At 60.9% G+C, this 25,010-nt stretch carries 23 protein-coding genes, 4 pseudogenes and 1 other annotated feature; of the genes and pseudogenes, 10 read left to right on the top strand and 17 right to left on the bottom strand.

The genetic code is table 11. The features are described from left to right. Nucleotides 1-76: 76 nt before the first annotated feature. From B0G77_RS23265 to B0G77_RS44465, 4 genes and pseudogenes are all read left to right on the top strand, one after another. Nucleotides 77-262: pseudogene (locus tag B0G77_RS23265) on the top strand (IS256 family transposase); the annotation flags it as partial. Between the two features lie 169 nt (nucleotides 263-431). Next, nucleotides 432-698: a GFA family protein gene (locus B0G77_RS23270; RefSeq protein ID WP_133664459.1), complete on the top strand. Its 267-nt coding sequence runs from the start codon at nucleotides 432-434 to the stop codon at nucleotides 696-698. A gap of 47 nt (nucleotides 699-745) precedes the next feature. Continuing rightward, a protein-coding gene (locus tag B0G77_RS23275) for an IS3 family transposase (protein WP_133664460.1) occupies nucleotides 746-1,977 on the top strand; the annotation gives its coding sequence in 2 pieces (ribosomal slippage) (nucleotides 746-1,034 and nucleotides 1,034-1,977; 1,233 coding nt in all). Continuing rightward, nucleotides 1,024-1,140: a sequence feature (AL1L pseudoknot), on the top strand. It overlaps the preceding gene by 117 nt. Nucleotides 1,978-2,767: 790 nt before the next feature. Further along, entirely contained in the window at nucleotides 2,768-3,088 is a 321-nt protein-coding gene (locus B0G77_RS44465) for a transposase family protein (RefSeq protein WP_243751175.1), read from the top strand. A 200-nt stretch (nucleotides 3,089-3,288) separates the two neighbouring features. On the opposite strand, the gene B0G77_RS23290 is transcribed toward B0G77_RS44465, so the two are convergent. Then, nucleotides 3,289-3,828: a fimbrial protein gene (locus B0G77_RS23290; protein WP_133664461.1), complete on the bottom strand. Its 540-nt coding sequence runs from the start codon at nucleotides 3,826-3,828 to the stop codon at nucleotides 3,289-3,291. A gap of 170 nt (nucleotides 3,829-3,998) precedes the next feature. On the opposite strand from B0G77_RS23290, the pseudogene B0G77_RS23295 reads away from it, so the two are divergent. Together B0G77_RS23295 and B0G77_RS23300 are read left to right on the top strand one after the other, a co-directional pair. Next, a pseudogene (locus B0G77_RS23295) lies at nucleotides 3,999-4,193 on the top strand (ATP-binding protein); the annotation flags it as partial. Further along, nucleotides 4,194-4,421: pseudogene (locus B0G77_RS23300) on the top strand (transposase); the annotation flags it as partial. A gap of 163 nt (nucleotides 4,422-4,584) precedes the next feature. On the opposite strand, the gene B0G77_RS23305 reads toward B0G77_RS23300, so the two are convergent. The 8 genes and pseudogenes from B0G77_RS23305 to B0G77_RS44480 form a co-directional block, all read right to left on the bottom strand. Then, a complete protein-coding gene (locus B0G77_RS23305; protein WP_243751176.1) occupies nucleotides 4,585-5,469 on the bottom strand; it encodes a molecular chaperone in 885 nt (294 codons plus the stop codon). Between the two features lie 131 nt (nucleotides 5,470-5,600). Further along, the gene (locus tag B0G77_RS23310) at nucleotides 5,601-7,025 is read right to left on the bottom strand and encodes a fimbrial protein (protein ID WP_243751177.1); all 1,425 of its coding nucleotides are present in this window, start codon (nucleotides 7,023-7,025) and stop codon (nucleotides 5,601-5,603) included. Between the two features lie 78 nt (nucleotides 7,026-7,103). Next, nucleotides 7,104-9,731: a fimbria/pilus outer membrane usher protein gene (locus tag B0G77_RS23315; RefSeq protein WP_243751178.1), complete on the bottom strand. Its 2,628-nt coding sequence runs from the start codon at nucleotides 9,729-9,731 to the stop codon at nucleotides 7,104-7,106. Between the two features lie 133 nt (nucleotides 9,732-9,864). Next, on the bottom strand, nucleotides 9,865-10,623 hold the full coding sequence (locus B0G77_RS23320) for a molecular chaperone (protein WP_133664462.1): 759 nt from the start codon (nucleotides 10,621-10,623) through the stop codon (nucleotides 9,865-9,867). A 93-nt stretch (nucleotides 10,624-10,716) separates the two neighbouring features. Then, entirely contained in the window at nucleotides 10,717-11,256 is a 540-nt protein-coding gene (locus tag B0G77_RS23325; RefSeq protein WP_133664463.1) for a fimbrial protein, read from the bottom strand. Nucleotides 11,257-11,432: 176 nt separating this feature from the next. Continuing rightward, nucleotides 11,433-11,753 carry an ISAs1 family transposase gene (locus B0G77_RS44470; protein ID WP_243751179.1) on the bottom strand — a complete coding sequence of 107 codons (321 nt, stop codon included), beginning with the start codon at nucleotides 11,751-11,753 and terminating at the stop codon, nucleotides 11,433-11,435. Nucleotides 11,754-11,830: 77 nt separating this feature from the next. Next, nucleotides 11,831-12,052, bottom strand: a complete 222-nt coding sequence (locus B0G77_RS44475; RefSeq protein WP_243751440.1) for a hypothetical protein — start codon at nucleotides 12,050-12,052, stop codon at nucleotides 11,831-11,833. Between the two features lie 118 nt (nucleotides 12,053-12,170). After that, nucleotides 12,171-12,272, bottom strand: a pseudogene (locus B0G77_RS44480) (hypothetical protein); the annotation flags it as partial. Nucleotides 12,273-12,801: 529 nt separating this feature from the next. Between B0G77_RS44480 and B0G77_RS23335 the strand changes: the two are divergent. After that, nucleotides 12,802-13,899 (top strand): OpgC domain-containing protein, encoded by a 1,098-nt coding sequence (locus B0G77_RS23335; RefSeq protein WP_133664464.1) that lies wholly within the window; start codon nucleotides 12,802-12,804, stop codon nucleotides 13,897-13,899. 89 nt (nucleotides 13,900-13,988) lie between these two features. Then, nucleotides 13,989-14,825, top strand: a complete 837-nt coding sequence (locus B0G77_RS23340; protein ID WP_133664465.1) for an alpha/beta hydrolase-fold protein — start codon at nucleotides 13,989-13,991, stop codon at nucleotides 14,823-14,825. Between the two features lie 105 nt (nucleotides 14,826-14,930). On the opposite strand, the gene B0G77_RS23345 is transcribed toward B0G77_RS23340, so the two are convergent. Further along, a complete protein-coding gene (locus B0G77_RS23345) occupies nucleotides 14,931-16,010 on the bottom strand; it encodes an AI-2E family transporter (RefSeq protein ID WP_133664466.1) in 1,080 nt (359 codons plus the stop codon). A 352-nt stretch (nucleotides 16,011-16,362) separates the two neighbouring features. Between B0G77_RS23345 and B0G77_RS23350 the strand changes: the two genes are divergently transcribed. Next, nucleotides 16,363-16,650, top strand: coding sequence for a DUF3331 domain-containing protein (locus B0G77_RS23350; protein WP_133664467.1), 288 nt, complete (start codon nucleotides 16,363-16,365; stop codon nucleotides 16,648-16,650). 146 nt (nucleotides 16,651-16,796) lie between these two features. Here B0G77_RS23350 and B0G77_RS23355 read toward each other — a convergent pair whose 3' ends face one another. The 5 genes from B0G77_RS23355 to B0G77_RS23375 form a co-directional block, all read right to left on the bottom strand. Further along, on the bottom strand, nucleotides 16,797-17,738 hold the full coding sequence (locus B0G77_RS23355) for an alpha/beta hydrolase (RefSeq protein WP_133664468.1): 942 nt from the start codon (nucleotides 17,736-17,738) through the stop codon (nucleotides 16,797-16,799). A gap of 62 nt (nucleotides 17,739-17,800) precedes the next feature. After that, nucleotides 17,801-18,292, bottom strand: a complete 492-nt coding sequence (locus tag B0G77_RS23360; protein WP_133664469.1) for a thioesterase family protein — start codon at nucleotides 18,290-18,292, stop codon at nucleotides 17,801-17,803. Between the two features lie 31 nt (nucleotides 18,293-18,323). After that, a complete protein-coding gene (locus B0G77_RS23365; RefSeq protein WP_133664470.1) occupies nucleotides 18,324-19,289 on the bottom strand; it encodes an L-carnitine dehydrogenase in 966 nt (321 codons plus the stop codon). A 46-nt stretch (nucleotides 19,290-19,335) separates the two neighbouring features. Then, nucleotides 19,336-20,265, bottom strand: coding sequence for a 3-keto-5-aminohexanoate cleavage protein (locus B0G77_RS23370; RefSeq protein WP_133664471.1), 930 nt, complete (start codon nucleotides 20,263-20,265; stop codon nucleotides 19,336-19,338). A 38-nt stretch (nucleotides 20,266-20,303) separates the two neighbouring features. Beyond that, nucleotides 20,304-21,254: a choline ABC transporter substrate-binding protein gene (locus tag B0G77_RS23375; protein ID WP_133664472.1), complete on the bottom strand. Its 951-nt coding sequence runs from the start codon at nucleotides 21,252-21,254 to the stop codon at nucleotides 20,304-20,306. A gap of 368 nt (nucleotides 21,255-21,622) precedes the next feature. Here B0G77_RS23375 and B0G77_RS23380 point away from each other — a divergent pair, with 368 nt between their 5' ends. Beyond that, nucleotides 21,623-22,582 carry a GlxA family transcriptional regulator gene (locus B0G77_RS23380; protein WP_133666832.1) on the top strand — a complete coding sequence of 320 codons (960 nt, stop codon included), beginning with the start codon at nucleotides 21,623-21,625 and terminating at the stop codon, nucleotides 22,580-22,582. A gap of 69 nt (nucleotides 22,583-22,651) precedes the next feature. Here B0G77_RS23380 and B0G77_RS23385 read toward each other — a convergent pair whose 3' ends face one another. Both B0G77_RS23385 and B0G77_RS23390 read right to left on the bottom strand, forming a co-directional pair. Beyond that, on the bottom strand, nucleotides 22,652-23,794 hold the full coding sequence (locus B0G77_RS23385) for a porin (RefSeq protein ID WP_133664473.1): 1,143 nt from the start codon (nucleotides 23,792-23,794) through the stop codon (nucleotides 22,652-22,654). A gap of 296 nt (nucleotides 23,795-24,090) precedes the next feature. Further along, entirely contained in the window at nucleotides 24,091-25,008 is a 918-nt protein-coding gene (locus B0G77_RS23390; RefSeq protein ID WP_243751382.1) for a choline ABC transporter substrate-binding protein, read from the bottom strand. Nucleotides 25,009-25,010 lie beyond the last annotated feature (2 nt).

The raw sequence follows: 25,010 nt of genomic DNA on the forward strand, positions 1-25,010 counted from the left end.
CGCGTTCTACCCGTAGAACTACAGTCGAAGCTGATGTAAGGGAGAGTTGAGGCGGAAAATTGAAGGCGGTGAAGATACGCGCAATTGTGTGTCGCGGACGACCTTTCCCGGCCTCGCATCCAGGCTGATCGAGGAAGCCGCAAAAGTCTGGCGCCGCTTCAACGGTCCGGAAAAGATCAAGCTGTTGCTTGAGGGCATTGCTTTCAAGGACGGCGAACCTGTGCAAGACGATCAACCGGTTCAGCAGAGCCTCGCCGCTTGAAATCGGGCTGCATCAAATTGCTCATACGCCGGACTCAAATCCATAAACACTCATACACCAAACCTCGGCGCTAGCTCGAAATACGTCGGGCTTTGGCAGCGCCTGGCATGAACGCTGTCTGCTAAACTCAAAATCGTGCTGAGTGTATCCAAAACCATGGGAGAGCCCAATGCTGCGGACATACCCTGGAGGTTGCCATTGCCAATTGGTGAGGTTTGAAGCTCGGATTGATTTCAGCGATGGTACGGTGAAATGCAATTGCAGCTTCTGCAGCAGACTGCGGTTCTGGCACGTCAAAGTTCGTCGGGAAGAGTTTCGTCTTCTTTCCAGTGAAATCGCACTTGCGGAATATCAGGGCAAAAACCCGGTAGCACATCATCCGTTTTGTAAGCGGTGCGGCGTCCACGTATTTGACCGCGTGGATATGCCAAACTGAACCGCCCCGGATTTGATGGAGGCTCCAACTCTTGAGAAAATGGAGCCATGAACAAGTCGAACAAATTTTCTGCTGAAGTCCGGGAAAGTGCAGTGCGCATGGTGCAAGAGCATCGCGGCGAGTATCCGTCCCAGTGGGCGGCGATCGAATCCATCGCCCCCAAGATCGGCTGTACGAGCCAGACATTGCTGGGGTGGGTCAAACGGAATGAAGTCGATGGCGACGAGCGTGAGGGCGTGACTACGTCCGAACGCGAACGCCTTAAGGCACTGGAACGCGAGAACAGGGAACTGCGCCGTGCCAACGAGATTCTGAAGCTGGCGAGCGCGTTTTTCGCCCAGGCGGAGCTCGACCGCCGCCTGAAATCCTGAAGGCCTTCATCGATCAGCATCGCGACACCTTCGGGGTCGAGCCGATCTGCAAGGTCTTGCGGATTGCCCCGTCTGGCTACCAGCGCCATGCCGCGCAGCTTCGTGATCCGTCGCGGCGCTGTATTCGCGCAATACGCGATGAACGTCTGCCGCCGGAGATCAAGCGTGTCTGGCAGGCCAACATGCAGGTCTACGGTGCGGATAAAGTCTGGAAGCAGATGAACCGGGAGCGTATCGCGGTGGCTCGCTGCACGGTTGAACGGTTGATGAAGCAACTGGGTCTGCGCGGTGTGATGCGAGGCAAGCGTGTTCGCACGACCGTTCCTGACGCCATAGCCCCTCGTCCGCTGGATCGGGTCAATCGCCAGTTCAAGGCGACACGGCCGAACCAGCTCTGGGTTTCGGATTTCACCTACGTTTCGACGTGGCAAGGCTGGCTGTATGTGGCGTTCGTGGTTGACGTGTTCGCCCGCCGCATCGTCGGCTGGCGCGTCAGCTCATCGATGACCACGGACTTCGTTCTGGATGCACTTGAACAGGCGCTTTACGCGCGGCGCCCGGGCGGCGACGGAACGTTGATACACCACTCGGACAGAGGGTCCCAATACGTCAGCATTCGCTACAGCGAACGGCTGGCTGAAGCGGGCATCGAACCGTCGGTCGGCAGCCGGGGCGACAGCTATGACAACGCCTTGGCTGAAACGATCAACGGCTTGTACAAGGCTGAACTGATTCATCGCCGCACCTGGAAAACGCGAGAATCCGTTGAACTGGCAACGCTGGAATGGGTGGCCTGGTTCAATCATCATCGATTGATGGAACCCCTCGGCTATATCCCGCCCGCTGAAGCTGAGGCAAACTACTATCGGCAACTTGAAACAGCTGCCGCTGAACCGGCATTAACTTAAACCAACCAGCCTCCACGATTCCCGGGGCGGTTCAAACAAAACGGGATACCCGTACATCAATGCAAATATCATGTGCCTTAAGGAACTTGACGTTGACGAAGCTTTGAATGCGCCGATCACCTGCCAGAATGGCCTGGAGAATGATTGGACCAATCCCCCTTTGGAACGCCGACATCTTTGATTCTGGCATATCGGACTTCCGTAGGAAACAGGGTAATCAGGGAGTTCTTCCCGAATGTTGCGGTATTTCGTACAGGTTCTGATTTCGGTTTTGAACAGAGAATTCTGAGGCCCCCACTACAACGACAGACAAACCTCGCGCGCGTGAAATCGACTGCCATCATCCTGCCCATAGACCACTCTTGACGTTAGCTCTTACCCGTATTGCCAAACTGATGTGATCGGCCAGTTTCCCCTGCGCGAAATGGCGATCTGCATCCCGGCGTCGAATCCTCTTCACCCGTTCACTCCGCGATGCTGTGTCCGATCAGACATCGCATGGGCACTGGCGGAAATCAGGGCGATTGCATGAAGCGTCAAAGATTGTTTAAAGATTGACCGGAAGGCTTGTGAACAAAGCGGTGCGCGCGATTACTCTGGATTTTGCCCCGGAGAAACGGATGCATGACGTACTGAGTATCGAGGAAGCTTTTGGGGATTTGAATGACCCACGCAGCCGCCCGTCGGCACATGATCTGACGCAGCTGCTGGTGGTGGCGTTGTGCGCGATCCTGTCAGGCGCCAGATCTGAGGAGAAGAGAAGCTGGACTGGCTGCGCTGTCATATACCATTGGACCAGGGCATCCCCTCCCACGACACATTCGGTCGCGTCTTCGCGGCGCTCAATCCGAAGCAGTTCGAGGCTTGCTTCATTCGCTGGATGAGTCGCCTGTTCCCGGCTTTAGCCAGCGCTCAATCCGAAGCAGTTCGAGGCTTGCTTCATTCGCTGGATGAGTCGCCTGTTCCCGGCTTTAGCCAATCAGGTCGTGGCGATCCCCCAAGGGGACTTCCTTCGGGGCGTGCACTGCTGCTCAAGGGCGCGATTGTCACGCCGGGCCCATCGTCCTGGTTGGTAAACTGCAGACTCTGCTCTCTGGCGTTTCCATCGTAGATGACACGGGTACCGGGCATGATGACGCTGGCGCAGGCGCTGCCAATCTGGGCAGCACACGTGGCGGCCAAGATTACCCTGTAAACATTTTCACGAACCCAGCCCATGTTATCTCCGTTTCCGCAAGCTGTTGATTAGATGTACTGATATAAAATCCTTCGGGCTTGCTTGGATATGCAAGCCCGAAGGCAAGGGGGTGATTACTGGTAGCTAACTGCGTACTGCACGCTGCCCAGCACCGAACCCGGCGTTGCGCCGCCTTGTTCGGAGATGTACTGAACAGCGAAGTCGTGCGACGCGGTCGTTGCGCCAACTTCCAGATTCAGGCCCGGTGCGGCATAACCGTTGACGCCGCTCAGGTTGAACGGCGCAGACGGTGCTGCCGGATCGAGCAGTTGCAGGGCAACGTTAGTCGCGCTGCCGGTGTTGCCCAGATTGCCGCTCGGGGTGACCTGGTTGCCCACGAACACCGTATCGATCGACTGAGCGACCGTCGTCGGAGCCATACATCCAGTCACGCCAATCGTGAACTTGGTCGGTTCAGCGGTGGCGCCCGCGCCAGCCAACTCTGACGACGCGACGATAGGCAGCAGCACGGCCGGGCTGGCAGCATTGCCGTCGATCGAAACCGCGCACGTCTGATCCGTCACTTCGCCCTGGAAGTTGATGGTGTTGCCGCTGGAAGCAAACGCGAAGACAGGAACAGCCGCAATGGCGAGGGCAAGAAGATGTTTTTTCAAGGTATAACTCGTTTTGGAAAGGTTGATAAATGTCGCCGCTTCTCAGGCAGCAAACGAATTCTGGGGCTTTCAACTTCATTCCAATGTAAGCCGCGTCCGATAAATTCGTCGGACTGGAATAGATCCAGGACAAAGGCATCTATGCGTTCCACGAGAAATATGCCTTCGGCCTGCTCGTGCACGACGACCTTTTCCTGTCGCGCACGATCCCCGATGATTCCGGCGCACTACCGCAAACGCCGATCCATCAACGCTTCAAGCTGCACCGCAGCGTCGTCGTCATCTTCGACCGCGTTATTCAGAACTGGGGTGCTTACCTCGGCGACAACGCGATAAGCAGCACGATCCTCGATCGCCTCATGCACTTCCGGGCTGACTCGTTGCATGGCAGGACCTGGGCGCCGTGCGGTGAAACACCCGTTGTCGAGCGTCCGGGTGAGCGGCAAAGTATGAGCGCGGCGTCTGCCATCAACTTGAAGAGTGCCTTCTGGTTTGCAACATACGAAGATGGGCTCAGCGGTGGGTTGTTCGTGACGCTGCTCAGGATGTTGATGTTCAATCGCCACAAGGCGGTTCATCTGGTCGTCGATGGAGACAGGTCGGCTCATTTCCACCAGCGGCCGGGGCGACTCAAATGTCACTTTTGGCAGCTACGTGGTCACTACCCATCAAGCCGTCCAGGATACAACGCCTCACCCCTCGTTCATCCCGAACGCCGTACCGCGCGAAGCCTGCGGCCCGCAATCCATGCAGTTGTTACGGGCCAACCGCCACATTTCGTTCATCGGCTGCCGGATTGCCATCATCGTCGATCAGGGAAAATAGCACTTTTGCATTTTCACCCGGGTTGGCATGCAGCGTGTCGAGATCGAAAGAGGCGCTGGAAAACGGGGCGACCATATCAGCCTGGGCTTGTTGCGACGCATTCGCCAGCTTGACCTCGACGGCACCCAGCGTTGCGTAATAGGGTGTCGGGTTGTCAACCTTCAGCACAAGCTTGTCCGATGCCTGGACAAGCGAGAACACAAGATGCCGGGGGAACTCGCTCACGGAATACGGGAGCTTTTCTGGTCGCACGAACACCTTGACCTGGGTGCGCATCGTGACAGTCACCGTCTGAGCGTCGGGTAGCCGGTCCTTGGGTGTTGCCGGAATCTCGTACAGATTGAGCCAGAACAGGGACTCGCGATCTTCGGGCAGCGGCGCCCCCGAATTGATGAGGCGCAGACTCGTCTGATCGCCTGGACCCATGCGAAAAACAGGCGGCAGCACGATGATCGGTGCCTTCGACTCCTGTGGCACCGAATTGATGTCGCCGTCATCCACCCATGCCTGAACGAGTACCGGGTACTTGTTGACATTGAACACCTGCAGGGACTGTTCAGTGGCACCCGCCGCGAACACCACCCGCGACACCTCGGGCGTCACACCCGCAGCGGCCTGAGCGCTCCATATAGCCAGGGGCAGTGCGCCCCACGCAAGCGCGAAGCGCGCCAACCGGCGGGACCCGCGCACGGCCAGACGTGTCCAGCCAGCACGAGGAATGCGTACCTGTCCACGCGCAGTCGGGGCACCGCGCCGGTCCGCAAACATCGTGCGAATCGACGGTCTTTCGGCATCCTGCGCGCGGGACGCTGACACGTGGATCTTCATAGGGGGCTCACAAAGATTGATGCTGATCTAACGACTTTACTATTCGGCTGCGCCCGCAAACTTCATTGGAGCGCCGCAACCGGCGCCCTAATAATGACCGTCTGTGAGGGTAGAACCGGTTACTGCACCCGCACGACAACCTGAGCCGTCGCGTTAAACTTCCCTGTCGTCACGGGCGTCACTCGTGGCGCAAAGGCCTTGAAGGTCGCATTGATCGTGCGCGTATAGGAGGTCATGCCGCCAGATGCCGGGCCATTTGCAGATGCATCATTCAAAACCGGATCCCAGCCATCCTTGGTACCGCCGGCGGTGACGTACTCGTTGGTGAGGAAGTTCAAGGCAGCACCTCCCGGTCTCGACAATGCCACACCCACGCCGGTTGCAGCACCGGGATCGGTTCCGTAGCCATCGGAGAGCAGATAGCTCACGCCACTTCCCGTGGTCGTCAGGCCCATGCTGGTCGCGCTCTGTGCATTGGCCGGTGGAGCAAGAATGCCCAGCGCGGTCTGGTTGGCCGCCGTTCCGCTCGCGAAAGCCGCCAGGTTCGCAGGTTTCGTGGTCTGGCACTGCATCTGGATTGTGATGGGCAACTGCCTGGAACCACCCTGATTCAGTTCGCCAATCGCAATCGACGGGAAATTCACCACCGGTGTTGCATTGGTCACTGCACAGGTGGCGGATCGTCTGACCGTTACATTGCCATAGGGGTTGATCGAACCGGGCCAATTGCCATACCAGCCGTTGTAGTGATTGAGGGAGTCGGCGCCAACCGACAGGTTACCCTTGATGATAGTGCCACTGGCGCCGCCAACAAATGCAGAATAGGCGACGGGCTGGGACCACGCCCAAGCCCCAGTGCGAGTATTGTCATGGACCGGGCAGGTGCTGCACTGGAAAAACTCCATCTTGTACTGACTGAAGTTCTTTGCCTTGACGAGAAACCAGCCCTGACTGTCGACATCGAGGTTAGTAAGGGGCGTAGCCTTCCAGTACCGCGACACGTATTCACCTGTTGTCATGTTCGTTACTCGGGACACGACCCCCGTGTAATAGGTTTCATACGTTTCCGGGATACCTGACTGGGCACTGACATTGGTGTAGCCAGCATATGTGTTATCGCCGTTCGTCGCATAGTATTCAAACATGGTGCCGGCCGAATCAGGGGAGCAGCGGAACAGAACCTGCTCCGGACTGTAGCCCCCAACGCCTTTATCACCGAGGTTGACCATGGGCGCCACGCCGCTTGCGAGCAGCGTGCCGTCTGGCACAAAGGGAGGGGTGTTGATCTGAATGGTCATTGGATAGGCGCCTTTCCCCCCCCCATCGGTTGACCCCGTCCAGCTACTGGCAACGGTACCCGGGTCCGTGTAGAGATTCGAATTCTTATTGGTGGTAAGCTTCGTGATCTTCCAGCACCCCTTCGAGGTGGACTGGGCCCAGGCGTGCGTGGGCACGACGATGCTCGACATGACGACCAACGTCGCCAGCAGGCCGTTTCGACTCACCCGGGGCGAACGCCAGGCGAAGTTTAAAAAGCGATTCATGAATAAGAACTCCTGATAGTCGTCGATTCGGCCCTAGGCCCGAATCGACGGGTGCGCCAGCCTTGCCGGCGCACAACATTACTTGGCTGCGGCCTGAATTTCAGCCGATTCAAGGGGGGCGCACCTTGCGCTCATCCGAATGATGGGTGCGGAATCCTGCCCGGTGGTGTCGTACGCAATGGCGCATTGATCTTCGCGACGCTCTCCCCACTTCACGGTCAGCGTGCCGCGATCCTCCGGCACTCGAGCGTAGACCTGTCCTCCCTGCCCCACCATACCGATGGCAGCGCCGGTGCTGTCCAGCACATCCGCGCCCAGAGGCAGCGACTCGCCTTCTGGCCGGGTCGCTCCGATCAACAACGCGTGACCGGTCAGTGTGGAGAATTTGAGCAGCACGGCAGATCCGGCATACGGTGCAACCCGAATCTGGTTACCTGTCAATTCAGCGTTCTGGTTGATCCCCTTGGTGTCAAGCGCCACATCGTTGTAGCGGTACGGTGTCAGCGACGGAACGATTGCGTACCCGAAACTGTCCACGCGCGCACCCGACCCGTTGCGCACAGTGGCACCCTCTGCACCCTTGGCTTCAACAAGGCCGAACGTATCGCTCAGGTACGGGCCGAGTGTGACCCCACCACCATGCGCGACTGCTGCGCCGCGTGCGGTGGCGCCGGCCTGCCAGAAGCCATTACCCTGCGAATAGTTCGCGCCCATCGTGACCATCGACAGGTTCTTCTGCACGTTGCCGCTGACGCTCTTCGAGCCGCTTTGCGTCTCGGCCGATGCCGACAGGCCATAGCTGAGTGTCTGCGCCGCATCGGCGATACCGCTTACGGACGTCTGGAACGAGGTGCCCTGGCCGGTGCCGGTTGCAACGCTGCCGGAGAGACTTGCGGAGCGCGGGCCGGAGCCGAGCGGGATCGAAACCGTCGCCATGAGCGTATTGGACGACTGGCCGCTCGATCCCGACTGGGCACTGCCGGCCACCAGGTTCGGCAAGCCAGTACCGTAGAGCATGCCGGTCTGCTGGCGAATGAACGACAGGTTATAGTTGATCGACCTGTAGTGATTGTTATAGCTGAGCTGGAGCTGCGTATCACGCGGCCTCGAGCCATAGTAGCTGCTTATCGCAGCTGACAGCGAAAGGGAGCCGTACTGGTTGAGGCTCTGGTTGACGTTAACCGTAAACTGATCGCGCTGCTGATACGTGCCTGATGACCAGGTCTCGCCATTCTGATAGGCCACCCGTGCGCTCAGCGCGTCCAGAAAGTCCCGATAACCTTTGGTCGAATAGCGGTAGCCGGCCAGCGAGAACGTGGTCATGGTCTGCTGGAGGGTATGGCTGTAGTTGATGGAACTCCGCCACCCGTTCACGCGGTTACCCTGCGCATCAAGTGCGTTGGACCACGCAGCGTTCAGGCCGAACGCGCCAAATGACGTTCCAAATACCACACCAGCCAGCACGGACTGGTAATCCGTGGAAAGACGTGCGCCGCCGTTGGCGGTGATCATATTGGTCAGACCGCGCTCATACGTAAAGTCGGCGAACTTTGCGTTCGAGCCTTCCACCTGGCGCACCTGACCCAGCGTGAAGCTATAGTGTGACGCGCCGGGTCGCAGCGAGTTCGGCACTGCGGAAAACGGCACCGTGAACGTGGAGACCTGCCCGTTCGCTTCGAACACCCGCACGGTCAGGTCACCCTGATAGCTCGTAGGGTTCAGGTCGTTGATCGAAAACGGACCCGGCGCGACTGTGGTCTGGTAAATGACGTTGCCGTTCTGACTTACCTCGACCCGTGCGTTGGTGTTGGCAACACCGTTCACGACCGGCGCGTAACCGCGCATCGAGTCCGGCAGCATGCGGTCATCGGTCTCGATATGAAACCCGGTGTAACCCACAGAACTGAGCAGGTTGCCACCCGTGAAGTTTTGCCCGACGGTGAGGTGGCTGTTCCAGGCCGGCAACGGTCGCTCAGCGTACGTGCGAATATTGTTCCACTGTCCGGCGCTACCCGCAGGGCTGTTGTTAAACGTGTAGGCGGACTGCTGGTGAAAACGCCATAGCCCGATGTTCAGACCGGCGTTGATACCCGCATAGAGCGAGTTTGTCTTGTAGCCAAAGGCCGACGACGTGTAGTAGTTCGTGTCGTAGTTGAGATAGGCCATGGTCTGGCCTGCCTCGAGGCTGGCCAGGTCGACTGCACCGCGCGGCACATGCTTCATCTGCGCGTGTGGAACGCTGATGTTAAGACGCAGGCGCGACAGGTCGAAGGCCGTGGATGAGCCCGGCACGCGCTGCGCAAGCGGACCGCACAGCGCAGGCAAGGCTTCTGCGGGTGGCGTGTGCACCGCTGGCATAGCCTCATCCGGGACACTGTCCGTTGACGCGGAAGACGCACTGGACACTTCGCTGGAGGTGGCGCTCTCTACCAGCATCCCGGTCGAGGTCAGAAAATCGTCGCTCAGACACGGATAAACCTCGCCGCTATCTGTGCTGCGGAACTCGACCGGCTGACGGGAGATAAAGACGTCATTCACGTAGATATCGACCCGATAATTTCCGGGGTCTACGCTGCTAACTTTATTAAAGCGTTCGATATCGGCGACACCGAGCGATGAACCCATCAGCAGCTCGCTGTCAAACGTATAGGCGGGTGCTGCACTACCGGAAGCCTCGACGGCCGCCGGAATGGGCGCGGCCAGCACCTGGCATGCGGGAATCGCAAAACCGAGGGCCGCTACGATTATCGAAACCTGGGAAGGTCTGTTTGACCTTACGCGGGTGGAAACAACCCGACCGTTGACGGAATACACTGTTTTTCGAGGCTGACGCAACATCTCACTTCATCCCTTGTTCTACAACTACCGCGTATTCCGATTCGCGAACCGCACCGTAGTCGTCGACGTATTTGATTTTCAGACTGGGGGTTGCCCCTTCAAGCGGACATTCCCCCTTAACGCTCCATCCCGCCTCGGAATGAGGCGCGAGCATGTCAGCCGTGAAGGTTGCGGTATGCGTGCCGCAGGTCACACTGCCGTCAAGAAGCGAGATGTAGTAGCCAGACGAGTTGTTAGCGGTGACGCGCTCACTCTTGTCTTGTTTGCCAATACGGAATGTGAGTTGCTGCTGCGCTTTTTGCGCGCTGCCTTCAATCCCGGCTGGACGATAGAAAAGCTTGAGCCGGTTGCGCAACATCACCAGCATCTGGTTCTGGTCGGCATAGGCCGCGTTTTTTGATGGGATCTGCAGGGTATTGAGGTAAAACACCGACTCGCGGTCCTGCGGCAGATCCTTGCCGGTAAACACCAGGCGTACTGTCTGCCCCGCCTTGGGCTCGATGCGAAATATGGGTGGGGTAACCAGGAACGGCGCGTCGGCCGTGTCGGGGGTAGACTGGGCATTCCCCGAGTCAACCCACACCTGCATGACGCTTGGCCCATCGTCCTGGTTGGTAAACTGCAGACTCTGCTCTCTGGCGTTTCCATCGTAGATGACACGGGTACCGGGCATGATGACGCTGGCGCAGGCGCTGCCAATCTGGGCAGCACACGTGGCGGCCAGCATTACCCTGTAAACATTTTCACGAACCCAGCCCATGTTATCTCCGTTTCCGCAAGCTGTTGATTAGATGTACTGATATAAAATCCTTCGGGCTTGCTTGGATATGCAAGCCCGAAGGCAAGGGGGTGATTACTGGTAGCTAACTGCGTACTGCACGCTGCCCAGCACCGAACCCGGCGTTGCGCCGCCTTGTTCGGAGATGTACTGAACAGCGAAGTCGTGCGACGCGGTCGTTGCGCCAACTTCCAGATTCAGGCCCGGTGCGGCATAACCGTTGACGCCGCTCAGGTTGAACGGCGCAGACGGTGCTGCCGGATCGAGCAGTTGCAGTGCAACGTTAGTCGCGCTGCCGGTGTTGCCCAGATTGCCGCTCGGGGTGACCTGGTTGCCCACGAACACCGTATCGATCGACTGAGCGACCGTCGTCGGAGCCATACATCCAGTCACGCCAATCGTGAAGTTCGTCTGTTTAGCGACGGCGCCCGCGCCAGTCAACTCTGACGACGCGACGGTAGGCAGCAGCACGGTCGGGCTGGCAGCATTGCCGTTGATCGAAACCGCGCACGTCTGATCCGTCACTTCGCCCTGGAAGTTGATGGTGTTGCCGCTGGCAGCAAACGCGAAGGCAGGAACAGCCGCAATGGCGAGGGCAAGAAGATGTTTTTTCAAGGTATAACTCGTTTTGGAAAGGTTGATAAATGTCGCCGCTTCTCAGGCAGCAAACGAATTCTGGGGCTTTCAACTTCATTCCAATGTAGGCCGCGTCCGATACTTTCGTCGGACTGGTCTGGAAATCAGGGCAATTGCATGAAGAGCGCAGGGCAATCGCACCAATTGTTGAATCGCTATGAACCGTGCCAGCCGAGGATTTGAGCGCGATAAAAGTCGCTGGCGCATGCCTTCAGGCGGCGAATCTTCAGCCCTGCTTTGGTACTGCGATCCTGCGGCAGCAGGTTCAGGGCGATGCGCCTGAGGATGGCGAAGTTCTGAGCGGCGTTATCCACACGGACCCGGCACTGATCTTCACCGAACGCCATATCGAGGCACCAGTGCATGCCATTCTCTATACCCCAGTGGGAACGGACAGCGTGGACAATAGGCGCTGCATCGGGCGGCAGGCTGCTGACGTAATAGTGCCGCTCACGATCGAGCGCAGCCCGGGCCACAGATCGGGCTCATGTTGCCAGCGCGTGAGAATGTCGCTGGCGACACAGCGGCGCGTCTCGATGCGGCCGTGATCTTTCTAGACTTCCCGATGCTCGCTGGTGTAGTCCGCATAGGCAAGCGGAACGCGCTCCATGGCGTCAAATGCCGTCTGTACCCGGCCCAGCATCGTGCCCTGGTTGCCCTTGCAGGCCAGCACGTAGTCGGCGCCCGCCGTCACAATGCGTTCGGCAATGGACCGCTGACACCCCATCGCATCGATCGTGACAATCGCGCCCTTGAGCAGCAGTGCACGCCTCAAAGGAAGTCCCCTTGGGGATCGCCACGACCTGATCGGCTAAAGCTGGGAACAGGCGACTCATCCAGCGAATCAAGCAAGCGTCGAACTGCTTCGGATTGAGCGCCGCGAAGACGCGACCGAATGTGTCGTGGGAGGGGATGCCCTGGTCCAATGGTATATGACAGCGCAGCCAGTCCGGCTTCTCTTCTCCCCAGATCTGGCGCCTGACAGGATCGCGCACAACGCCACCACCAGCATCTGCGTCAGATCATGTGCCCACGGGCGGCTGCGTGGGTCATTCAAATCCCCAAAAGCTTCCTCGATACTCAGTACGTCATGCATCCGTTTCTCCGGGGCAAAATCCAGAGTAATCGCGCGCACAGCTTTGTTCACAAGCCTTCCGGTCAATCTTTAAACAATCTTTGACGCTTCATGCAATCGCCCTGTGGCGGAAATAGCGAAGATCTTCGATTGGGTTAATCGCATTGACACGACGCCCTCGATTTAGCGAGCGCGATAAAACGACCCGTTTCCAGCAGACTTAAACAGGCCCAATCCCGGCCATCGATCAATTATCGGCGCTCTGCGGAACTCCGCCCGCTTGGCCGAGTCACTTTAACGGTCCTGCAACCGGATACACCCGTTTGCCTTTTCGGTACCGCGCCGCGCCCTTGCGGCAGCACGCAGTAGCGGTCTTTCCCCTACGACACGCCTTGTGCATCCCAAGCGCCCAGTTGCGCCGGACTGCATGAGGTTGCTTTGGCAACGTAATGCAAAAGTCGCAATCCCGTCTCGTCGAGCTTGATTTTTTTCGTGGTCTGGTTCTTCTCATCATCGTTGTCGATCACATCGGCGGCAGCATCCTGTCGCGCGTCACACTGCACGCCTATGCGCTGTGCGATGCCGCCGAAGTGTTCGTGTTCCTCGGCGGCTTCGCCACCGCAACGGCTTGGGCCGCGCTGGCGGAACGCCGCAACGAAGTGATCGCGCGTAACCGCTTCTTCAAACGCTCGCTGGAAATCTACCGTGCGTTCCTCGTCACAGCCGGCCTGATGCTGCTCGTCAGTGCGGTGCTGATGGCGTGTGGTATCGAAGCGCCGAATCTGGCCACGACCGATATCGACGATCTGAGGGACGCCCCGTTCGAGGCACTCGGCGAGATCCTGCTGTTCCGCCGTCAGCCGTATCTGGCGTCGGTGCTGCCCATGTACGCGCTTTTTGCGCTGATGGTGCCGGCCGTCCTGCCGCTCGCGCGCAGCAAGCCATGGTGGCTGCTTGCCGGCAGCGTCGCACTGTGGGCCACTGCGCCACACATTGCCGCCTATCTGCCCACCGCCGAAGACACGCAATGGTACTTCAATCCGTTCGCGTGGCAATTGATGTTCGTGCTCGGCATGATCGCGCGCTGCCAGCCGGTGTATCAGCGGATCAGCGCGCATCGCGCAGGTTGGATCGTGAGCGCGCTTGCGTCAGGTGTCGTGCTGGCCGCGGCATACTACAAGCTCTTCATACAACACACGCCGTTCGACAGCAGCATCAAGCAGAACCTCGAATGGATGCGCGTCCTGAATTTTCTGGCGATCGCCTGGCTCACCGCGAACCTGATCCGCCTCGGCTGGGCAAGGAAGCTGGCGCTCAGGTTGCCATGGGTGGGACTGATCGGCCGCAAGGGGCTGTTGTGTTTCGTCTCTGGCGCAGTGATATCGCTCGTCGTCGATTCACTGCTCTATCAGACCACTGACGGCCTCCTCAATATCCCGCTCGGCCTTGTCGCCGACGCCATTGCACTCGGTGCGCTGCTTCTTGTGGCAAAGGCATCCGAACCACTATCGCGCTTCTTTACCCTGCGCCTGCGCATGTCCAGCTGACGCCTCGCGCGAGCAGCGCTCAACAAGCCTGCCGGTGCTGCTAGCATAGGCCGCGCGCGATGTGCGCGGCCTGTTCCTTCTCCTTCGTCATGCGCAGACTCCTCCATTCCGCGATGCTCCTGCTATGCTTCGCCTGCGCCGTGCCTGCATCCGCCAGCACGGTCTATAACCGGACCTTCCACTCGCCGGCGCTCGATCGCGACTGGACGTACACCATCTATTTACCCACCGGCTATCATAGCGACGGCCCGCGCCTGCCTGTGCTGTACCTCCTGCACGGCAACAACGGCGAGCCCACCGACTGGATCACGCAGGGCCATCTGCAAAGCACCGTCGACGGGTTGATCGAACGTCACGAGATTCCCTCCGTCGTGATCGTGATGCCGCAAGGTGGGACCGACTGGTATGTCAACCGCAAGGAAAAGATCGAGACGGCGTTCTTCGACAACCTGATCCCCGAGATCGAAACGCACTACGCGGTGGAGAAGGAGCGCGGCGGACGGGCGATCGGCGGCGTATCGATGGGCGGCTTCGGTGCGTTGCGCTATGCGATGACGCGGCCGGACCATTTTTGTGGCGTGCTGCTGCTCAGTCCGGCGATCTATGCGGACGAACCGCCGCCCGCGTCGGCGGCGCGCCGGGTCGGCGTGTTCGGCGACCGGCAGTTCGACCTTCGTGTCTGGCACGCGCTGAACTATCCGGCGTTGTGGAACGCGTATATGAGCAAGCCATGGCGCCTGCCGATGTTCGTCTCGTCCGGCGACGACGATCTCACGATCCAGGCCGAGGCGTCCGCGCTCTACACCCACCTGAGGCTGGCGGGCAATCCGGCGACGCTGCGGATTGTCGACGGCGGCCATACGTGGGATGTATGGCGAGGCTTGCTGCCCGCCGCGCTCAAATACACGCTAGCGTGCTTCGGGTAAGCGCGACAGTGCCTCGCTGACCTGCCGGAAGGGCGTTCACACTATTGACCGTGCATTGATAACACAACCCGCGGCAACACGTGCCAAACACCCAACCCGGACGTCCTACTGACGGACCCAGTCGGTCCACAGCACCATCAGCACGGTCATCAGGGCCGGGCCGATAAAGAGTCCAAGCAGCCCGAACGTCTCTGCGCCCCCGAGGATGCCGAACAGCACGAGCAGAAACGGCAGACGCGTCGAGTTGCCGATCAGAACCGGCCGCACGAAATGCTCCGCAACGAACACGACGACGAATCCAAACACCAGCAGACCGATGGCCCCCGCCACCGATGCCTGCACCAGCAGCCATAGCGCCGCGCCGCAGAACACGATCGGCGCACAGAACGGCAACATCGCAGCGACGGCCGTCACGAGCGCGAGCAACGCCGCATGCGGCACGCCGATCACCCCATAGGCGACCCCGAGCAGCAGCCCTTCGCCGAGCCCGACCACGATCAGCCCTGTCACGGTGCCACGCACAGCCACCGCCATGCGCTGGACCAGTTGTGCACCATCCGCGCCGAAAGCCCGTCGTGCGCCCTTCATCAGCGCATTCGGCAAACGGGGGCCCGCCTGAAGAATCACAAACAGCGTGACCAGCATGAAACCGAACAGCACCACGACATGAAGTGCCCGGGCGCCGAAACGCTGCCCTATCGTGACGACCGCATGCCCGTGCAAACCCTTCATCGCGGGCGACTCACGCAACGAATGATCGAGGTTAGCGTGCCACCACGTCGCGATCTGCTGCGAGCCGAACGGCAGATGCATGACGAAGTCCGGCATCGGAATACCGTTTTCCTGGACCGACTGAAACCAGGCCGTCAGGTCGCGCGCCTCGCTCGCCGCCTGCGCGATCCCGAGCCCGACCGGCAGCACGACCAGCAGCATGATGACAGCCGTGAAACAGGTGGCAATCACCGTCGTGCGGCCCTTGAGCCAGCGTTGTCCCGCGACGCGCTGCAACAGCGGCCACAAGGCGATCGAGATCACACAGGCCCACGCCACGGCGGGAATGAAGCCGCGTACGATCCACAAAGCAAGCAGCACGAGCAACGTGTACAGTATCGCCGAGGCCATTTTCTGGGCTCTCTGGCGGTTGGGCTGATGGGAATCGTGCGGGCTGGGCGGACGCTGGATCATGAGGCCTCGGAGCGCGGTGAAGCGTTGTGGTTGTTGGGCGCGATGCAATCGGGTCTCGTGCAGACGATGAAGCCCGCATCCTGAAACCCGGCGATCCGCACATCTTAAAGGATGCGCAAAAACACCCCGGATCGCCGCCGCAAACCCCGGGCCACGCGTCGCGCCCAGTACAACACTGCGTTGCAAAAATGCGGGTTATCATCCGGGACGTCCCGCAGACCCGCATCCTTTCGTACCAGTTGAGAATTCCGACCCAATTGTTGCTATTTCAAGAACGGTGTTTCAACGCGCGCACAATGGTCTTCTGGCGCGCGCAGGACTACATTCGGCACACCACACTACGGAGCCGACCATGAAGACCACAGAGTCCCTACCCCTGAACGGAGCCAATGGCGTGCGCATCGAGATTCTCGAGCGTTCCGACACGACGCTGGTCATCCGCTGGGTCGAACCGGGCCGCTGTCATTACGGCGAGCAACGCTGGCGCCGTCGTTCGGCGCACACATCGGGAACCTGCGCGCTGTCGCGCCGGAAGATCCGCCGCGGCGACGCGGTGTTCAAGCCTGCCGAGCGTCCGGCGCCGTCTAACGCGGCGGCGATGATTTCGGCCGAGATGCTCTGCGATCTGATCGCCGACTGACACCCCATGTTGTCCCCCCCCCGTCTGGCGCTCCGGCATCCGGATGCGCGGCAGCAGTTCCCCTGCGATCCACATGGCACTTTTGCAAAAGCAACGCGTCCCGCGTGCCAGAGAACGCCGTCCATGCGGACACAGCTTCTCGATGATTATCGGGCGCGGCGGCAAGCTGAATCGAGCAGGAAGCGGCAGACCTTGTCGTGCATGCGCTGGACGCCGGGGCTCGTCTCCAGCGCGCGCCAGCAGCCATGTACGAGCCCCGGCGCGATCCACAACTGCACCTCGCCTCCTGCGGCCTGAATGCGTTCCGCGAACACGTGGGCATCGTCGCGCAACGGATCATGTTCGACGCCGATAGACAGCACGGGCGGCAGGCCGTCGAAGCGGCTGGCTTCGATCGGCACGGTCCAGACGGGCGGCGCTGCGTCGCCCCAGTACAGCCGGCTGTACAAGCGAACACCGGCGAGCGTGAGCATCGGGGCGTTCGCTTCCGTCTCACGTGCAGGCGACTGCGGCTCGGCGCCGAGCATCGGATAAATCAGCGCGACTCCCGCTACACCTTCGATACCGGAATCGCGCAAGCGCATCGCGACACTTGCCGCGAGATTGGCGCCCGCGCTATCCCCGGCCAGCAGCAGCGGCGCGGGCAGCGACCTGAAAGGCAGGCGGCCGTCGAGCGCGGCCAGCGTGACGTCGAGACAGTCTTCGTGTGCCGCTGGTGCAGGATGCTCGGGCGCGAGGCGGTAATCGACGGCGACCACGCACAGCCCGGTATCGGCAGCGAGGCGCGCGGTCACGATCTCGTGACTGTCGAGCGAGCCAAAGACAAAACCACCGCCATGAAAATACAGCAACGCGCCAGGCGACTGTGCGCCTTCGCCCTTTGCATACAGACGCAAGCGGATGCTATGGCCGGTGGCCGTCACAAGCGTTGCATTCTGAACGCCCACGCCCGCCGGCCTGGCGGCTGTGAACGCCGCGGCGAAGCGTTCGTAAATGGCGCGCCCTTCGACCGTCGGCAGCGACGCCGAGTTGTCGGGATAGATCGCTTCCGCGCGGGCGACGAACGCCGCGATCTCAGGTTCCAGCATGGCAGCACCTCCTGCGTCTCAGCGTACCGCGGATACCGTCTGAGCGGAAGGCCAGCCAGAACCTAGCCACGCGCCTTCGACGGCAGCCCGATCGCCCGCCCCTGCCAGGCGCCCGGCGGCAACGCCGCATGGGCGTCGCCCAACGCCCGCACACGCGCCTCGATATCGGCATCGAACGGCGCCGCCTTCGGGCCGTCCGTGTCGACATGCAACAGCATCTGCTCGCTGGCCGCGACGGGCTCGGCGCCGTCGCCCGCGAACATCTCGAGGTAGATGTGCAGCCGCTTCGCGTCGTGGGCGACGAGCCGCACGTCCACCCGCACCGGCGTGCCTTCCTTGATTTCGTGCAGATAGTTCAGGTGCGCTTCGAGCGTGTAGATCGACCGGCCGCGTGCCTTGCGCACCGCGTCGTCAAGGCCGATCCGGTCGATCAGCGCGTCGGTCGCGAAGCTGAAAATCAGCATGTAGAACGCGTCGCGCAAATGACCGTTGTAATCGACCCATTCGGCGCGGACCTCGTCGCGGTACACCGTCAGCGGCGCGTTGTCCGGCATGTCGTCTCCCTTGTCCTGTGTGCGGGTTCGCTTACTCTTCTGGCCGCAAGCCGTGGCGCGCCTTCGCCGCGTCGATCGCCGAGAGCACGCTCGTGATGCAGTCGTCGCGATAGCGCTCGAGCGCCTTGATCGAGCGTGGCCCCACCTGCTCGGCCGTGCCTTTCACGACGCGATCGATCAGTTCGTCGGTGAGCGGCGGCGCGACGAGCTTCGTCCATGGCAACTCGAGCGCTGGCCCGAACTGCTGCATGAAGTGTCGCATACCGGCGTCGCCGCCCGCGAGCGTATAGGTCAGGAAGGTGCCCATGAACGACCAGCGGATGCCCGCGCCGAAGCGGATCGCATCGTCGATTTCGCCGGTGGTCGCGACGCCTTCGTCGACGAGATGGAGCGCCTCGCGCCACAACGCTTCGAGCAAACGATCCGCGATAAAACCCGGCACCTCCTTGCGCACGCGCAACGGCCGCATGCCGAGCGAGCGATAGATACGGATGGCGGCGTCGATCGTCGCAGACGCCGTCCTCTCGCCGCCGAGCACTTCCACGAGTGGCAGCAGATAGACCGGATTGAAGGGATGCCCAACGACGCACCGCTCAGGATGCTCGGCACGCGCGTAAAAATCGCTGGGCAGGAGCCCCGAGGTCGACGATGCGATGATCGCATCGGACTTCGCCGCGCGGCTGATCTGCTCGTGCAGCGCGAGCTTCAGGTCTTCGCGCTCAGGCGCGCTCTCCTGAATGAAGTCCGCGTGAGCGACGCATTCCTCGATCGTTTTGACGAAGCGCAAGCGTTCCTGCGAAGCGCCCTCTTTCAATCCCACGCGCTCGAGCGCGGGCCACGCATTGGCGACGTTGTCGCGTAACTGCTTTTCTGCGCCGGGCGCGGGGTCCCACGCGAGCACATCAAGTCCGTTCGCGAGTGCGCGCGCCACCCAGCCGCTGCCGATAACCCCCGCCCCGATTGCCGCAAATGTCCTGATATCGACGATCACTGCCATTAATGAAAACCCTTCATTCAGATGGTTTTTTGCGTACGCATCGTGCTCAGGCGAATTGCGCCATCTCACGACGTTCAAGCTGACGTTCACCGCGTGCCGGCAGGCCAAGCTTGCGGCGCCCTTCCGCGGGCGTGAGCGCCCTGCCGCCGAGCCGCTCGATGATCTCGACCGCACGCTGCACGAGCGAGCCGTTGCTCGCGGGCACACCACGATCCAGCCAGATGTTGTCTTCCAGACCGACGCGCACATGGCCGCCGAGCAGCATCGCCTGCGCGACCATCGGCATCTGCATGCGGCCGATGCCGAAGCCGGCCCACTGCGCGCCGGCGGGCAAGTTGTCCACCATGGCCTTCATCGTGGTGGTGTCGGCGGGCGCGCCCCAGGGAATGCCCATGCAAAGCTGGAACAACGGCGGCGCATCGAGCAGCCCTTCTTTCAGAAGCTGATTTGCGAACCACAGATGGCCGGTATCGAAGATTTCCAGCTCCGGTTTTACGCCCAGTTCCTGGATGCGCCTCGCTCCGGCGCGCAACTGGGCGGGCGTCGACACGTAGATGTAGTCGCCGTCGCCAAAATTGAGCGTGCCGCAGTCGAGTGTGCAGATTTCCGGCAGCAACTCCTCGACGTGCGCAAGACGCGTCAGGCCGCCGACCAGGTCCGTGTTCGCGCCAAAGCGCAGCGGATCCTCGCCCGGTCCGATCTCGAGGTCGCCGCCCATGCCGGCCGTCAGATTGATGATGACGTCCGTATCCGCCGAGCGGATGCGATCGACTACCTCGCGATACAGGTTCGGGTCGCGGCTGCCGCGTCCCGTCTTCGGATCGCGCACGTGGCAGTGGGCCACGGTCGCACCAGCCTTTGCCGCTTCGATGGCTGCATCGGCGATCTGTTTCGGCGTAACCGGAATCGCCGGATGCTTGCCGACGGTATCACCTGCGCCAGTGACCGCCGCGGTCACGATGACTTCGTAGTTCATGCGTACATATCCTCTTCGATGATCGGATCGGCGCTCATTCAGAGGCCGAGGTAGGCCTTGACAGCCGGCAGGCCGTCCTTGCCGTCATAGGTCTTCACGCCGGCGAGCCATGCGTCGAGCACCTGCGGGTTCTTCTTCAGGTAGGCCTTCGCCGCTTCAGCCGGTTTTTCCTTGTTCATCACCGACTGCATCACCTGGTTTTCCAGCTGCGTCGTAAAGCGCAGATTCGTCACCAGCTTGCCGGCGTTCGGGCAGCGCTGCAGAAAATCGGGCGAGGTCAGCGTGTACACGCGCGCTTCGCCGTAGTTGGGACCGAACACATCGTCGCCGCCAGACAGATAGTTCATGCTGAACTGGATGTTCATCGGATGCGGCTCCCACCCAAGAAAGACCACCCACTTTTTGTCGCGGATCGCACGCTCGACCGTCACCAGCATCCCGGCCTCGCTCGATTCGATCAACTTGAAGCCGCCGAGCCCGAACTGGTTCGTGTCGATCATCTTCTGGATCTTCGCGTTCGCGCTGCTGCCAGGCTCGATGCCATAGATCTTGCCGTCGAGTTCCTCGCGATGCTTCGCGATATCGGCGAAGGTCTTCAGGCCCGCCTGATACTCATAGCCCGGCACCGCGAGCGTCGCTTTCGCGCCGGAGAGATTCGGCGGTTCGATCACCTGGATCGCCTTCGCCTGCACGAACGGTTGAATCGCTTTTTCCTGCACCGGCCACCAGTAGCCGAGCGAGACGTCGAGCTGCCTGCTCTTCAGGCCCGCAAACGAAATCGGCACCGAAGCGACGGTCGTCACCGGCTGATAGCCCAGGCCTTCGAACACGGTCGTGGCAAGCGCCGTCGTCGATGTGATATCGGTCCAGCCGATGTCCGCAAAATGCACCGCGCGACAGGCCGGCGGATCCTGCGCGAAAACGGGCGACGCCAGCAGGCCGACGAGACAACTCAAACCAGCGGATAAGGTTTTGACGCGTAACTTCATGACGATCCCCTCTCTGACACGCTATTCGGCGTGTTTCGAATCAGGCCGCAAGACGGGCGGCTACCTGGACATCCATCGACACCGTAAGACCAATTGCATGAGGTAAAAGGTACAACCCCATATTGTCCCCAAAGCGACCGCCAGCGACCCGTTCTTGCTCACGTGCGACCATGAGGGAAAACCAGCATGGCGCGCCGAAAGCCCGTGGCACGGGCGTCACGCGAATATTGACGGTCTTGCCGCCGGCCGCGCCGCTTGCTACCCTCGGCGCACCCCAGCGGCACTTTATGGCGCGTCTGCCCTTGCGTGGCCCGGAAGACGCCCAGGACCAGGGCGGAATAAACTGCGTCACACACGTTGCTCACCCAATGCCTCAAGACATTTCGTTTCTGCTGCTGCCGGGCTTTTCTGCGATCGGCTTCATGTCGGCGGTCGAACCGCTGCGCGTCGCGAACCGGTTTCGCGGCGAGCTGTATCGCTGGCACATTCTGAGCGCCGACGGCGCGCCGGTGAGCGCAAGCAACGGCATCTCGCTGAACGCAGAGGCGGCGTTCGGCGATGTCGCGCAGGCGGACACGGTTTTCGTGGTGGCGGGATTCGAGCCGCTCGCCTGCTACACGCGCGCGCTCGGCGACTGGCTCAAGGGTCTCGATCGCGCAGGCGCGACGCTCGGCGGCATCGATACGGGCAGCTTCGTGCTGGCCGAAGCGGGTCTCTTTCGCCAGGCCGATCGCCTGACCGTGCATTGGGAAGCGCTGTCCGCGTTTCATGAACGCTATCCGTCGTTGCAGGCAAGCCAGGAACTCTTCGAAATCGGCACGCGGCGCATCACGTGCGCGGGCGGCACGGCCTCGATCGACATGATGCTCGACCTGATCGCCCGCAGTCATGGCGATGCGCTCGCGTCAGAGGTATCGGAGCAGTTTGTCCTGAGCCGGATCCGGCAGCGCTCGGACCATCAGCGAATGGAAATCGCCGCGCGCTATGGCGTGCACAATCCGAAGCTGATCCAGGTGATCGGCGCGATGGAGCAGCACATGGAAGACCCGCTCGCGCCCGACGAACTCGCCCAGGAAATCGGCGTGACGCGCCGTCATCTGGAACGGCTCTTTTGTTCGGCGCTAAAAGACACGCCGACGCATTTCTATCTGCAGCTAAGGCTCACCCGTGCGCGCGAGCTGCTGCAACAGACCGACATGTCGATCACATCGGTCTGCGTCGCGTGTGGCTTCGAGTCGCCGTCGCATTTCTCACGCACCTATCGGGCGCGGTTTGGCGCGAGCCCAAGGCGCGATCGATCCGCATCGTCGCGGCCGCCGGGCGGCTAAACCGGCGTCGCCCGGATCATGATGCGAGCCGGCACAACACGCGCCGGTTCACCTTCCCTCAATACGACCTTAGAACGAATGCCGCATACCGATGCGGACGTCGGCCTGCGTGGTTGTCGACGATGGCGTGAAGCTATAGCCGATCACCGCATCGACGCCGCTCGATGCCTTCAGGTAGTCACCCGAGATATACACGTCCGTGCGCTTCGACAGCAGATAGTGCAACCCGGCCGACACCTGGTTCCAGTGATGGCCTTCGAAGTTCGTGTACTGGTAACCGCCGATCGCGCTGAAGGCCGGCGTGACCTGCCAGTCCGCGCCGCCTTCGGCCACCCGCATGTGCGACGACTGGCCAAGGCCCTTGATCGTCGTGAACGTGAAGTTGCCCATCAGCGTGACGTCGCCGATCGCGTAGCTGGAACCGATGCCGAACGTGCCCTGCTTGTCGACCGGGAACGGGTTTTCCGAAAAGAGACTGGTGACGGCGCCCGTTGCGGGATCGACGCTGACCGTCGGCTGGCCGAGGAAGGTGTGCACGCCGATCATCGCATACGGATCGAACGCATAGATACCGTGGGGATCGTTCAACTGCGTGTAGGCCGTACCGACGGTGAACGGCCCGTTAGCGTAGTGCGCGCCGACGCTCCAGGCGCTTTGCTCATGGAAATTACCCGCGATGTTGCCGAACGAGTACATGCCACCGAACATGAAGCCGTGAAACTCGTTCGACAGGAACTTGACCGCGTTCGGCAGACGGTCGCCGTTGAAGCGGTCGAAGTCGCCCTGGTGGATCGCATAGCCGCTCGCCCATCCGGAGATGTTGTACGAGTAGACCATCTCTTCCGTCATGTCGAGCTGGTTACCGAACGACAGCGTACCCCAGTCGTTCTTCAGGCCGACATACGCCTGCCGTCCGAACAGCGAGCCGCCGAATCCAAGCTGGCCGTTGCTCAGGTGAAAGCCGCTTTCGAGCACGAACACCGCAGACAGACCGCCGCCGAGATCTTCCGAACCCTTGATGCCCCAACGGTTGCCGTACGAAACGCCGTCATCGAACTTGATGACGTGCGAGCCGCCGGTGTTGGAGACATAGGTAATCCCTGCATCGATGATTCCGTATAGCGTCACGCTGCTTTGCGCCTCGCTTACGCCTGGCATGCTGGCGAGCGCAAACGCGACGCCGGAGAGTGCTGCGGCATTCAGTCTTCTCATTGTGTGTTTCTCTCCTGCCTGTCGGTTGGGGAAGAGGATTCCACGCAATGGCGCGGAACCGCCCGAGCTTGCCTGACTGACGCGCCGACCATGAAGCTTCCGGTCAGGCGCTCATCGCGTGAACCACCCTTCGCGCGACAATGAGGCACAGTACAAGCTCATACTTCCCCTAACTCAACGGCAAGCGACGTCGATTGGTCCGATAACGACAACGTGTAGAAACGCGACGGAATGCTGCAAGGCAGCGAGCGCGACATGAATGTCGCGCTCGCTGAGAGGGAAGCTGGCGCGCCAGGCTAGTGGATGCCCAACGATGCATGCACGGCCTGCAAGCCGTCTGCGCCGGTCGCCGTGGTCACGCCCTTGAGCCAGGTCGTCAGCATCTCAGGGTTGGCCTGCAGCGCGTGCAATGTCGCCGTCTTCAGGTCGACCTTGTTTTGCAGCACATTCGTGATGATCTGGTTTTCGAGGTCGACGTTGAACGTCATCTGCTGGAACAGGCGCGCGAGGTTCGTGCACTGGTCTGCGAAGCCGGCGCGCGTCACGGTGTTGACCGTCGCACCGCCATAGTTCGGCCCGAAGTACGCATCGCCGCCGGACAGGTAGTTCAGATGGAACTTCGTGTTCATCAGATGCGGCTCCCACGCGAGAAATACGATCCACTTGTGGTCGCGCACCGCACGTTCCACCTGGGTCAGCATGCCGGTCTCGCTCGACTCCACGAGCGACCAGCTGCCGAGGCCGAACGCCTTGTCCGAAATCATCTTCTTGATGTTCTGGTTAGCCGGTGCACCCGGTTCGATCCCGTAGATCTTGCCGCCGAACTCGTCGGCATGCTTCATCAGATCGGCGAACGAGTGCACGCCAGCGGCCGCAACATAGTCGGGAACCGCAAGCGTAAACTTCGCGTTGGTGAGATTCGCGTGCAGTACGTCGATCGAATGCTCGTCGACAAACGGCTTCACGAGCGGCCCCTGCGCCGGCATCCAGTTGCCGAGGAACACGTCGATTTGCCCTTTCTTGAGGCCCTGATAGGTGATCGGCACCGACAGGTTCGACACGCTCTGCTGATAGCCAAGCGCTTTCAGCACCACGCCAGCGACGGCGTTGGTCGCGTCGATATCGGTCCAGCCCGGGTCGGCCATGCGCACCTGAGTGCAGCTCTGCGGCTCTGCGGCCGCGACGCCCGATATGCCGCACACCGCGGCGAGCATCA

Origin of the sequence: Paraburkholderia sp. BL10I2N1, from assembly GCF_004361815.1 — a bacterium.
Taxonomy (GTDB): Bacteria; Pseudomonadota; Gammaproteobacteria; order Burkholderiales; family Burkholderiaceae; genus Paraburkholderia.

What these genes read in the sequence shown, in the direction of transcription:
- B0G77_RS23310 (WP_243751177.1), bottom strand. Translation starts at nt 7,025, where the DNA reads ATGAATCGCTTTTTAAACTTCGCCTGGCGTTCGCCCCGGGTGAGTCGA.
- B0G77_RS23380 (WP_133666832.1), top strand. Translation starts at nt 21,623, where the DNA reads ATGCCTCAAGACATTTCGTTTCTGCTGCTGCCGGGCTTTTCTGCGATC.
- B0G77_RS23320 (WP_133664462.1), bottom strand. Translation starts at nt 10,623, where the DNA reads ATGGGCTGGGTTCGTGAAAATGTTTACAGGGTAATGCTGGCCGCCACG.
- B0G77_RS23350 (WP_133664467.1), top strand. Translation starts at nt 16,363, where the DNA reads ATGAAGACCACAGAGTCCCTACCCCTGAACGGAGCCAATGGCGTGCGC.
- B0G77_RS23355 (WP_133664468.1), bottom strand. Translation starts at nt 17,738, where the DNA reads ATGCTGGAACCTGAGATCGCGGCGTTCGTCGCCCGCGCGGAAGCGATC.
- B0G77_RS23360 (WP_133664469.1), bottom strand. Translation starts at nt 18,292, where the DNA reads ATGCCGGACAACGCGCCGCTGACGGTGTACCGCGACGAGGTCCGCGCC.
- B0G77_RS23335 (WP_133664464.1), top strand. Translation starts at nt 12,802, where the DNA reads ATGCAAAAGTCGCAATCCCGTCTCGTCGAGCTTGATTTTTTTCGTGGT.
- B0G77_RS23365 (WP_133664470.1), bottom strand. Translation starts at nt 19,289, where the DNA reads ATGGCAGTGATCGTCGATATCAGGACATTTGCGGCAATCGGGGCGGGG.
- B0G77_RS23375 (WP_133664472.1), bottom strand. Translation starts at nt 21,254, where the DNA reads ATGAAGTTACGCGTCAAAACCTTATCCGCTGGTTTGAGTTGTCTCGTC.
- B0G77_RS23385 (WP_133664473.1), bottom strand. Translation starts at nt 23,794, where the DNA reads ATGAGAAGACTGAATGCCGCAGCACTCTCCGGCGTCGCGTTTGCGCTC.
- B0G77_RS23370 (WP_133664471.1), bottom strand. Translation starts at nt 20,265, where the DNA reads ATGAACTACGAAGTCATCGTGACCGCGGCGGTCACTGGCGCAGGTGAT.
- B0G77_RS23390 (WP_243751382.1), bottom strand. Translation starts at nt 25,008, where the DNA reads ATGCTCGCCGCGGTGTGCGGCATATCGGGCGTCGCGGCCGCAGAGCCG.
- B0G77_RS23340 (WP_133664465.1), top strand. Translation starts at nt 13,989, where the DNA reads ATGCGCAGACTCCTCCATTCCGCGATGCTCCTGCTATGCTTCGCCTGC.
- B0G77_RS23270 (WP_133664459.1), top strand. Translation starts at nt 432, where the DNA reads ATGCTGCGGACATACCCTGGAGGTTGCCATTGCCAATTGGTGAGGTTT.
- B0G77_RS23345 (WP_133664466.1), bottom strand. Translation starts at nt 16,010, where the DNA reads ATGATCCAGCGTCCGCCCAGCCCGCACGATTCCCATCAGCCCAACCGC.